The sequence below is a fragment of the Vibrio sp. PSi01 genome, assembly GCF_054960695.1.
Map to the genome: position 1 here is coordinate 116,503 of NZ_JBHNYN010000003.1, position 8,455 is coordinate 124,957.

Annotated in this window: 6 protein-coding genes; 5 read left to right on the top strand and 1 reads right to left on the bottom strand. The window is 42.7% G+C overall.

Features of this window, described 5'->3' with window-relative positions:
* A complete protein-coding gene (locus ACFI6G_RS06000; protein WP_016768615.1) occupies positions 1 to 2,175 on the bottom strand; it encodes a heparinase II/III domain-containing protein in 2,175 nt (724 codons plus the stop codon).
* Positions 2,176 to 2,508: 333 nt separating this feature from the next.
* On the opposite strand from ACFI6G_RS06000, the gene ACFI6G_RS06005 reads away from it, so the two are divergent.
* The 5 genes from ACFI6G_RS06005 (at position 2,509) to ACFI6G_RS06025 (ending at position 8,372) form a co-directional block, all read left to right on the top strand.
* Positions 2,509 to 2,844, top strand: a complete 336-nt coding sequence (locus ACFI6G_RS06005) for a cupin domain-containing protein (RefSeq protein WP_010438329.1) — start codon at positions 2,509 to 2,511, stop codon at positions 2,842 to 2,844.
* Between the two features lie 34 nt (positions 2,845 to 2,878).
* Positions 2,879 to 3,811, top strand: a complete 933-nt coding sequence (gene kdgK / locus ACFI6G_RS06010) for a 2-dehydro-3-deoxygluconokinase (RefSeq protein WP_010438326.1) — start codon at positions 2,879 to 2,881, stop codon at positions 3,809 to 3,811.
* A 73-nt stretch (positions 3,812 to 3,884) separates the two neighbouring features.
* The gene (locus ACFI6G_RS06015; protein ID WP_010438323.1) at positions 3,885 to 4,511 is read left to right on the top strand and encodes a bifunctional 4-hydroxy-2-oxoglutarate aldolase/2-dehydro-3-deoxy-phosphogluconate aldolase; all 627 of its coding nucleotides are present in this window, start codon (positions 3,885 to 3,887) and stop codon (positions 4,509 to 4,511) included.
* A 1,035-nt stretch (positions 4,512 to 5,546) separates the two neighbouring features.
* Positions 5,547 to 7,313, top strand: a complete 1,767-nt coding sequence (locus ACFI6G_RS06020) for a sodium:solute symporter family transporter (protein ID WP_010438320.1) — start codon at positions 5,547 to 5,549, stop codon at positions 7,311 to 7,313.
* A 294-nt stretch (positions 7,314 to 7,607) separates the two neighbouring features.
* Positions 7,608 to 8,372, top strand: coding sequence for a transporter substrate-binding domain-containing protein (locus ACFI6G_RS06025; protein ID WP_010438317.1), 765 nt, complete (start codon positions 7,608 to 7,610; stop codon positions 8,370 to 8,372).
* Positions 8,373 to 8,455: the final 83 nt, after the last annotated feature.

The window sequence follows — 8,455 nt, forward strand, 5'->3', positions numbered from 1 at the left end:
TTATTTCCCCTGCTCTAAAGTCGTTTCTACTGAGTAGAAGCCTGTCCAGCTGTATACTTTGCCGTTCAGTTCTACTTTGTGTTCAGTGCTGTCAGTTGCGCCAAGTTGGTTACTGATCATCACTGTCACGTTTGATTTCTCTGTCGTAATTTCTACTACTGAACCTACATTCGTGTGAGCAACAACATTGATGTTTTTCACAACACCACGAGCGTTTACTGATTGCTCGAATTCTTCGTTAAAGTAACCGTGCGTTTCTAGCACAGAAGCAAACAATGTTGTTTCGCCTTTGCTACGTAGAATGAATGCAGGCTCTGAACGTAAATTAAAGCTTGGATCGTTAGCACCAGTGCGAGTGAAGATGATTTCTCCGTTCTCGTTCGAACTTGTACCCAACCAAGTATAGTACGTGTCGTTCTGTAACCAGCTAACTAACGCAGTACCATTCACTTCACCACTCGCTACATTCCATAGGTGTTGGTAACCGAAGTCACTTCCTAGTGTGTTTAGCTCTTTGTTTGCTTGGTATTCGAAGTTAGTGCGAATAATTTGACCTTGATATTGATGAGAGTAATCAAACTGGTGGTCGCCTTCGCCGCCTTTTGTCGAACCTAAGCGGTACAAGTCTAACAATAGCGGAGACTCAAGCTCTTCAAGGTTTAGCATGAACACACTGCGTTGCATGTCAAAACCTTCGTAATGGTCGTTAGCAAATGCGCTCATACCGTTAATTTGCTCATCTGCCACTTTGAAGAAGTGAGGCAAACCGTGTACTGCGTCAGCACGCTCAACGTCAAAGTTGTTCTGACATTTCTCATCAATCGTTACTGCATTATGTGCAATCGTTTGACGAGCGTAAGATTTATTTTCATCTAGGTAGCGACCGCCAAATTTTGGCTCAACGTTAACCCAACGACAGAAACCGTATTCACGCAACACTTCTTGACCGCGGTTAAAGAAAGAAATACCCAGCGTATCGAAGTTGCCGTGACCCATGCCGTGTTGACCGTAGTTCATAACAAGTTGAGAAACGTCACCTTTATTATCCTGCATACGGATAAAGCCTTGTGCACCATTGTGGCCTTCAGGACCCTCGCTCAATTCAACACTTGGCCAGAAAGGCATGCCGATTTCTTGTTTAGCTGAAGCCTCTTCGTAGGCTTTAGATAGCTCAAGACCACATGGGTGCATCCATACTGCGTCTTGAATCTTCGCCATACCAAGAATGTTTTGGTCAACGCCACTTTCAGAAGAGTAATGCTTGCTGTAAACACTTACGGCAACCTGAACACCCATATCAGTAATGCCCATTGTGCGAGACGCGTCGTTTAATGCTGGGAATTCACCGTTCGGGTAAGCAGTAGAAAGCATTGCTTGTACTGTGTTACCAATCACGCCGCCTTTGTAGTTGTAGATATCAACTTCGGGCATGTGACGATGAATAACTTCAGCGAACACACACGTTGGGCGAATTGCGTAACGGTGGTAGTAAGGACCTTCCATGTAGTAACCAGAAGGTGCAAACAGTTGAGAAATTTGCGCTAAGAAGCCGCCCGTATCGTTACGGTCGATGCCGTAAACCGACATTTCAAGGTACTCACGCTTGCCTAAAGCAAGACCACAGATACCCACAGCCGCTACAGCCCAAATGCCGTGATTGTGAATGCGGTCGAAGTCGTGTGCGTACTTCACTGTGAACATTTCTAGCATTGGTTCAAAAATGCGAGACTCAATGTTGTCACGTTGTTCCTGTGTCAATGTTGAAGCAACACAAGAGTAAGCTAAGCTTGAAAACATTAACCAGCAGTGTTCATTCAGGATTTGGTGGAACAAACGACCTGTCGGGTTAGTGTTTTTCTGTACGTGGTAATCAAACGTTAGATATTTGTCTGCGTACACTTCCAATAATTCTGTAACGAAGTCTGCGTATTTTTGCTCTTTAGTGATCAAGAACATGCGACCAGCTAAGTTCATGTACGTGTAATTTTGCTTATGGCGGTTATGCTCGTAACCCCCTGCTTCACCGTGACCTGGAACATCAATAGGTAAACGCATGAACGCTTCTAAGTCTTTCGCATTCGCTGCAATGGTTTTGCCCATTAAGCTAGAACGGCCCACTTCAAGGTGAAGTTGCTCAATTTCTGCTTCAGTCAACAATACTGGTTTGGTAGTCATATTCTTTGTCACCCTCAATAAAGAGTTTATCTGTTTAAACTTTGATTAAATTTTCAAACTCCATATAAAGTAATACAATATGAGCTTTAATCATACCTATTCGATGCTAAATGATGAGTAGAATCACATAAATCATCATAAGTCATTGATGTAGTTAACTAATGATAAATTTAGAGCATTTGTTAAGTTATTGATTTATTTACGCAATATAAAGTATCACTTGATCAATATCACACAATTTTAGATATATTGTATTACAATTAGGCTCATTCCCTTATTATGAATGCAAGCTAAGTAACACTTAAAAGATTTAAACAGATTAGGAGATACACAATGAACTCTTTCTTTATGCTAGATGAAAATCCGTGGGAAGAACTTGGTGGCGGTATTAAGCGTAAAATCGTTGCTTACACCGACGATCTAATGGCTGTACACCTTTGTTTTGATAAGGGTGCGATTGGCCATCCTCACACACACGAAATTCATGACCAGATCGGTTATGTTGTTCGCGGCAGCTTTGAAGCTGAGATTGAAGGCGAGAAGAGAGTACTTAAAGAAGGCGATGCTTACTTCGCTCGTAAACACATGATGCACGGTGCGGTTGCACTAGAGCAAGACAGCATCCTTCTAGATATCTTCAACCCTGCGCGTGAAGACTTCCTAAAATAATGAATAGCGCAACCTCAGTTGCTAAGGTAAGCATATGAAATCATTAAACATCGCGGTCATTGGCGAGTGCATGGTTGAGCTACAAAAGAAACAAGATGGGCTTAAGCAAAGTTTTGGTGGCGATACACTAAATACGGCACTTTACCTGTCACGCTTAACAAAAGAGCATGGTATCCAAACAAGCTATGTAACCGCACTAGGCACCGACCCATTCAGTACTGACATGCTAGAAAAGTGGCAAGCTGAAGGTATCGACACAAGCTTAGTGGCTCAGCTCGATCACAAACAACCAGGGCTTTATTACATCGAGACCGATGAAACTGGTGAGCGTAGCTTCCACTACTGGCGTAGTGATGCTGCAGCGAAGTTCATGTTTGATCAGCAAGACACGCCTGCTCTACTTGATAAGCTATTCTCTTTTGATGCGGTTTACCTAAGCGGTATTACACTTGCTATCTTGACAGAAAATGGCCGTACACAGCTGTTTAACTTCTTAGACAAATTTAAAGCTCAAGGCGGCCAAGTATTCTTCGACAATAACTACCGTCCTAAACTTTGGGAAAGCCAACAAGAAGCGATTTCTTGGTACTTGAAAATGCTCAAGTACACCGACACGGCCCTACTGACGTTTGATGATGAGCAAGAGTTGTACGGCGACGAAAGCATTGAACAATGTATTGCTCGTACGTCTGAGTCTGGTGTGAAAGAGATCGTTATCAAACGTGGCGCAAAAGACTGCTTAGTCGTTGAAAGCCAAAGTGCTCAATACGTAGCTCCAAACCCAGTTGACAACATCGTAGACACTACGGCCGCTGGCGACTCGTTCAGTGCTGGCTTCTTAGCTAAGCGTTTGAGCGGTGGTAATGCTCGTGATGCCGCATTTGCCGGTCATATTGTGGCAGGAACCGTGATTCAGCATCCAGGTGCTATCATTCCTGTAGATGCGACGCCTGATCTGTCTTTATAATTACGCACTTTATATATTAATCAAGGGCTTGCTTAGTTAAAAGCAAGCCCATAATTAACGTGAGAAAGAATTCATGACTACATTAAATGAACAACTAGCAAACCTAAAAGTAATTCCTGTAATCGCTATCAACCGTGCTGAAGACGCTATCCCTCTAGGTAAAGCTCTTGTTGAAAACGGCATGCCATGTGCAGAAATCACACTACGTACAGAATGTGCAATCGAAGCGATTCGCATCATGCGTAAAGAGTTCCCTGACATGCTAATCGGTTCAGGCACAGTGCTGACTAACGAGCAAGTTGATGCGTCTATCGAAGCCGGTGTTGATTTCATCGTAAGCCCAGGTTTTAACCCACGTACTGTTCAATACTGTATCGATAAAGGCGTAGCTATTGTACCGGGTGTTAACAACCCAAGCCTAGTTGAACAAGCAATGGAAATGGGCCTTCGCACATTGAAGTTCTTCCCTGCTGAGCCGTCTGGCGGTACTGGTATGCTTAAAGCACTAACAGCGGTTTACCCTGTTAAATTTATGCCTACTGGCGGTGTAAGCTTGAAGAATGTAGATGAATATCTATCTATCCCTTCTGTACTTGCGTGCGGTGGTACTTGGATGGTTCCAACTAACCTTATCGACGAAGGTAAGTGGGACGAACTAGGCAAGCTTGTTCGCGATGCAGTTGCTCACGTTAACGCTTAATCTATTTTAGATTTGGTGATAAGGCCTCACTTCGGTGGGGCTTTTTTTTTGCTTATAACTAACTGATATCTAATGCGAACTGCTCTTTGGCAGTAAATGCTTTGTAAACCAGTATTCTCAATATCGGTCCCTACCCTGAAGTAAACTACGGTCTCGAATCAAACTGACTAAGTGGCTAGTTGGCTCAGTAACTCAACACCAAATACGGCACCTGATACATGGTTAGTTGTTAGGTACACAAACAACTGGGTAAACACAAACTACCTGACTTTAGATAAAGCTTCTTTCTCCCCATAAACGATATCACCGTCGAAGCCCGCTCAACGTGTCACACGCCGATTGTACGTAATTCAACTCACATTCAGTTCTTGTATTCTCTGTTGGCGCTTAAATTACCACTCAGAGCTTAAAATTAATGCTTCTCGAACAATCGTCTATGACTTAAATCACGGTAACTACCGTCAATTCATATTTTGCACTTAGAACTACTTGCTCAACATCTACGCTGACCGCCTTAGACCTCTTCAACCCGCCGTTGTGCTTCATATAAGAATAAACAAAAAGCTAAATTAAATGTCGAGGGCAAAAACTTCTCTCGATAATAAGCAGCTCTACATACAAAGAAACCAAAGCTAACAATGAATAGCTGCATAAAAACCAATAAGCTACACTTAATTTTTTCAAATCCCTCTTATCAAATTAGCGTTTAGATTTAACGTGAATTCCATCGCACAATCACACCTATTTGTAGCACATTTGTTACGGTTATAATTAAAATCTTATAGATCGCCCAATCTATAGATGAACCTTTTATATTGTAATACATATAAACAATTAGAACGTATTTTATTTACGATCTGAAATAAATTAAATAGATATTTAAATTCAACAAAAACAACAACTTAACTAAAAACAGTGTGAGAGCTAAAAAATCAATGCGACCTAGATCATACTAAAGGCATATTGTAGTACAAATAAACCTTTGAAAGCGTTAATCTAAGCGCAGTTAATTATGATATTTAAAAGGCTGAAAAGATGACTATTGATACTTTTGTTGTTCTCGCCTACTTCTTCTTTTTGATCGCTATTGGTTGGATGTTCCGTAAGTTCACCACCTCTACTAGTGATTACTTCAGAGGTGGCGGCAAAATGTTGTGGTGGATGGTTGGTGCAACTGCCTTCATGACACAATTTTCAGCATGGACGTTTACAGGTGCCGCAGGACGCGCATTCAATGACGGTTTCGTTATTGTAATCCTATTCTTAGCCAATGCATTTGGCTACTTCATGAACTATATGTACTTCGCTCCAAAGTTCCGCCAACTTCGTGTGGTAACGGCGATTGAAGCTATCCGTCAGCGCTTTGGTAAAACGTCTGAACAGTTCTTCACATGGGCAGGCATGCCTGACAGCCTTATCTCTGCAGGTATTTGGCTAAACGGTCTAGCTATCTTTGTAGCAGCAGTATTCAACATCCCAATGGAAGCAACCATTGTGGTAACGGGTATGGTTCTAGTATTGATGGCAGTAACGGGCGGCTCTTGGGCGGTTGTTGCTTCTGACTTCATGCAAATGCTGGTTATCATGGCGGTTACGATTACTTGTGCGGTTGCAGCTTACTTCCACGGTGGCGGCCTAACTAACATCGTTGCTAATTTCGACGGCGACTTCATGTTGGGTAACAACCTAAACTACATGAGCATCTTCATCCTTTGGGTCGTGTTCATTTTCGTGAAGCAGTTCGGTGTAATGAACAACAGCATCAACGCTTACCGTTACCTATGTGCAAAAGACAGTGAAAACGCACGTAAAGCGGCAGGCCTAGCATGTATCCTTATGGTTGTCGGTCCACTAATCTGGTTCCTACCACCTTGGTACGTAAGTGCGTTCATGCCTGATTTCGCATTAGAGTACGCTTCAATGGGTGATAAAGCAGGTGATGCGGCTTACCTAGCATTCGTACAGAACGTAATGCCAGCAGGTATGGTTGGTCTTCTTATGTCAGCAATGTTCGCTGCAACGATGTCTTCTATGGATTCAGGTCTGAACCGTAATGCAGGTATCTTTGTAATGAATTTCTACAGCCCGATTCTTCGTCAGAACGCGACTCAGAAAGAGCTGGTTATCGTAAGTAAGCTAACCACTATCATGATGGGTATTATCATCATCGCGATTGGCTTGTTCATTAACTCTCTACGTCACTTGAGCTTGTTCGATATCGTAATGAACGTAGGTGCATTAATTGGCTTCCCAATGCTTATCCCTGTACTACTAGGTATGTGGATTCGTAAGACGCCTGACTGGGCTGGTTGGTCTACCCTAGTGGTTGGTGGCTTCGTTTCTTACATCTTCGGTATCTCGCTTCAAGCAGAAGACATCGAAAACCTATTTGGTCTAGAAACAGCGCTTACTGGCCGTGAATGGAGCGACTTGAAAGTTGGTCTAAGCTTAGCAGCTCACGTCGTGTTCACTGGTGGTTACTTCATCATGACTTCTCGCTTCTACAAAGGCCTATCGCCAGAGCGTGAGAAAGAAGTTGACCAATTATTCACTAACTGGAACACGCCGCTAGTCGCGGAAGGTGAAGAGCAACAAAACCTAGATACTAAACAGCGTTCAATGCTTGGTAAGCTTATCAGCACAGCAGGTTTCGGTATCCTAGCAATGGCTCTGATTCCAAACGAACCAACAGGACGCTTGTTGTTCCTGCTATGTGGTTCAATGGTACTAACCGTTGGTATCCTCCTGGTTAACGCATCTAAAGCTCCGGCTAAGATGAACAACGAATCAGTTGCTAAGTAGCTAAATAGGCAACTAACAAGTTAAACCCATAATGAAGCCCATGTTATTCGATAACATGGGCTTTTTGTTTACCACTCAAACTTGCTGATACTTTTAACTCTGAATAGCACTTTAATGTGTATTATCTCCCTTTTAAACCTTTCTATTACACCCGTTAACTCCCTCGTACAAATAGAGTTCTTTTAACTCTATTTTTTGTAGTCTCACTTTTTTGATACTTTCCAATGGTTTGATCTCTTTCTCGGATTGTTTCTGTTACTTTGAATAACAACACAAACACAACAGATAATTACAATGACAAAAACATCACTATTACTTGCTTCCATTGCTCTGGCACTTTCCGGCGCAGCGCAAGCTGACCAGTTAGAAGACATTCAAAAATCAGGCACACTTCGCGTCGGCACCACAGGCGACTACAAACCTTTTTCTTACTTCGACGGCAAAACCTACTCTGGTTATGACATTGACGTGGCTAAGCATGTTGCAGAGCAGCTAGGCGTCGAATTACAGATTGTTCGTACCACATGGAAAGATCTGCTAACCGACCTCGACAGCGATAAATACGACATTGCGATGGGCGGTATTACGCGCAAAATGCAGCGTCAGTTAAACGCAGAACAAACTCAAGGCTACATGACCTTTGGTAAGTGCTTCTTAGTCGCGAAAGGCAAAGCAGAACAATACAACAGTATAGAAAAAGTGAACCTTTCTTCAGTGCGTGTTGGCGTCAATATCGGCGGGACTAACGAGATTTTTGCGGATGCTAACTTGCAAGACGCGAGCTTTACACGTTATGAGAACAACCTAGACGTTCCGCAAGCCGTTGCGGAAGGTAAAGTTGATGTGATGGTCACAGAAACTCCTGAAGGACTGTTCTATCAAGTGACTGATGAGCGCCTTGAAGCTGCTCGTTGTGAGACACCGTTTACCAACAGCCAATTCGGTTACCTGATACCAAAAGGTGAACAACGTTTGTTGAACACGGTGAACTTCATTATGGATGAAATGAAATTGAAAGGCGTTGAAGAAGAGTTCCTGATCCACAACTCGCTAAAATAATCTTGTTGTAGTTTATACAGAGCAAAAAAATAGGCCAACATTAGCATTGCTGGCCTATTTCGTTTGGTTTTATGGTTCGCCTC